The following is a 592-nucleotide window of genomic DNA, read 5'->3' on the forward strand; positions in this document are numbered from 1 at the left end:
TGGGAATGCATACCCGGGGGTCACAATGCACTCTCACCATCAGCAAACCGGTTAATCCGGCATAATTCCGCGCACTGAAATAGCACCACTGGAAGTAGACGTTCCCACGCAGAGCGTGGGAACGAGAGCGAGACTTTCAATAACCAGAAAGTCGCGCCCGTCAGTCCAGATCTAAAACAGCCCGGTATTTTGAAAACCCGGAGCAACCCCAGAAACGCTTCCCCTTCTGTTCCTCGTTCCCACGCTCTGCGTGGGAACGCATAACTGGCTATTCCGGCATAATTCCGCGCACTGGAATAGCACCACCGGAAGTAGACGTTCCCACGCGGAGCGTGGGAACGAGAGCGGCAAGCGAATACCGTCTACAACAACTTCAATAAACCTTTTTCAATCGCTCCAGGAGCGACCCTAAAACGGATGGTTCCATATCAATCTGGAATCGCTGCGCGACCAAGTGCTGCAACTGAATGGCAGATTCAATATATTGAATCTGCTCATCAATAGAAAAGCGCTCCCAGTTATCGTTATTCTTTTTTGCGTTATGAGCCTTCAATAAAAGCTGAAAATTATCCGGATGGTGTTGACCGCGATC

The 592-nt window shown here is 50.2% G+C and carries 1 protein-coding gene; it reads right to left on the bottom strand.

The window, feature by feature from the left end:
• Positions 1-373: 373 nt before the first annotated feature.
• Positions 374-592, bottom strand: a 219-nt coding sequence (locus ACQY5R_RS18255) for a hypothetical protein (RefSeq protein ID WP_428610716.1), incomplete at its 5' end; no start/stop codon positions are given.

It is taken from the genome of Sedimenticola sp. (assembly GCF_050289425.1).
Taxonomy (GTDB): Bacteria; Pseudomonadota; Gammaproteobacteria; order Chromatiales; family Chromatiaceae; genus Sedimenticola.